Origin of the sequence: Williamsia sp. (assembly GCF_036566845.1) — a bacterium.
Classification (GTDB): Bacteria; Actinomycetota; Actinomycetes; order Mycobacteriales; family Mycobacteriaceae; genus Williamsia.
In genome coordinates this window covers 1-1,983 of the sequence record NZ_DATCVM010000130.1, presented here as the reverse complement: position 1 = coordinate 1,983, position 1,983 = coordinate 1, and the positions used below count along the sequence as shown (strand labels likewise).

Annotated in this window: 1 protein-coding gene and 1 pseudogene; one reads left to right on the top strand and one right to left on the bottom strand. The window is 65.0% G+C overall.

Going from position 1 to position 1,983, the window contains the following annotated elements; genetic code table 11:
• Positions 1 to 88: 88 nt before the first annotated feature.
• Positions 89 to 1,600, top strand: a complete 1,512-nt coding sequence (locus VIQ49_RS12190; protein WP_422665466.1) for an IS1634 family transposase — start codon at positions 89 to 91, stop codon at positions 1,598 to 1,600.
• 16 nt (positions 1,601 to 1,616) lie between these two features.
• On the opposite strand, the pseudogene VIQ49_RS12185 reads toward VIQ49_RS12190, so the two are convergent.
• Positions 1,617 to 1,730 (bottom strand): annotated as a pseudogene (locus tag VIQ49_RS12185) (cysteine methyltransferase); the annotation flags it as partial.
• Positions 1,731 to 1,983 lie beyond the last annotated feature (253 nt).

The window sequence follows — 1,983 nt, the reverse complement described above, 5'->3', positions numbered from 1 at the left end:
GGCGGCGGCCGCGTAGGTCTGTGACCTGCGGTGTTGGTGGGCTGGAAGCGGAAACTTGCGCACTAATTTCGGGTCGTAAGCTGCCCGGATGGCCCATGTCCGCACGGTGAAGACCGCCTCCGGGGCGACCGCGGTGCAGATCGTGTGGTCCAACCGGCGTGGCTCTCGCAGCATCGAGCACCTCGGCTCGGCCCACGACGAGGCCGGTGTCGCGGCGCTCAAAGCGGCCGGAGTGCAGCGCATCGCTGGTGGCCAGGACCAGCTTGATCTCGGGCTGGGCGCCCGCGCCGACGCCGAACCGTTGCCGATCACCTCCTCGCGTGCCCAGCACCTGTGGTCGGCACTGTCCGATGTCTACGAGCTGCTGGGTTTCGATGAAGTCGCCGAAGGTGATGAGGCGTTCCGGCAGATGGTGCTTGCCCGGATCATCGAACCGACCAGCAAGGCCGATTCGCTGCGGGTGATCGACGAAGCCGGCATCGCCCCGGTGTCCTATCCCACGCTCAACCGCCGGCTACCGATGTTCGCTCAACCCGCTTTCCGGCAAGGACTTTCATCTGCCTGCGCCGCCCACGCCCAACTCGGGCCGGCCAGCCTGGTGCTCTTCGATGTCAGCACCTTGTATTTCGAAACCGACGCCGGCGACGGGTTCCGCGAGCCGGGGTTCTCCAAAGAACGCCGACTCGAACCTCAGATCACTCTCGGGCTGCTCACCGACGCCTCCGGGATGCCGCTGATGGTGCAGGCCTTCGAGGGCAACAAGGCCGAAACCGCGACCATGCTGCCCGTCATCACGGCATTCAAGAAGGCCCATCAGCTCGCCGATGTCACCGTGGTCGCCGACGCCGGGATGATCTCGGAGGCCAACCAGATCGCTTTGCAAGCCGCCGGGCTGACCTACGTGCTCGGCTCGAAGATCCCGCAGCTGCCCTCCGTAGTGACCGAATGGCAGAAAGAGCATCCCGGCCGCGAGATCCCCGACGGTCTGATCCTCACCCAACGATGGCCGTCGAGTACTTCGGAGAAGGCCCGCGGGGTACCGGACCGGATGATCCACTACCAGTACCGTGCCGATCGGGCCCGACGCACCAGCCGTGGGATCGATGAACAGATCGCTAAGGCCCAGCGCGCCGTGGACGGCAAAGCCCCGGTCAAACGCAACCGCTACATCCAGCTCTCCGGGGCCACCAAGACGGTCAACCGGACGCTGGAGGCCAAGACCCGCGCCCTGGGCGGGTGGAAGGGCTACACCACCAACCTCGTCGAGCAGCCCCCGAGCTTCATCATCGACGCCTACCACCGACTGTGGCGCATCGAGAAGGCGTTCCGGATGTCCAAGCACGACCTGGCTGCTCGTCCGATCTATCACCGAACCCGCGAATCGATCGACGCCCACCTGAGCATCGTGTTCGCCGCCATGGCCATCAGCCACCACATCGAAGCCCAAACTGGCTGGAGCATCAAGAAATTCGTCCGCACCGCACGCCGCTACCGCACCATCACCATCGCCGCCGGCAACCACACACTCACCGCCGCCGACCCTATCCCCAACGACCTCGCCGCAACGCTCGCCAAGATCAGGTCAGACGCTGCGCACTAAATTGATAAAACTCGGGATCCGGTTCGTACGTCTGGTCGACCATCCGCAGGTGCCTGAGCCGTCCCGCAGTGCCTGCGAGGGTCAGCTTGCCGACAGGACTGTGCATCGTCCGATAGTGCAGGTGTTGCATCATCTCTCCTTGGGACCTGACTTTTATCAAGAGTTCGGTGGCGGCGGCCGCGTAGGTCTGTGACCTGCGGTGTTGGTGGGCTGGAAGCGGAAACTTGCGCACTAATTTCGGGTCGTAAGCTGCCCGGATGGCCCATATCCGCACGGTGAAGACCGCCTCCGGGGCGACCGCGGTGCAGATCGTGTGGTCCAACCGGCGTGGCTCTCGCAGCATCGAGCACCTCGGCTCGGCCCACGACGAGGCCGGTGTCGCG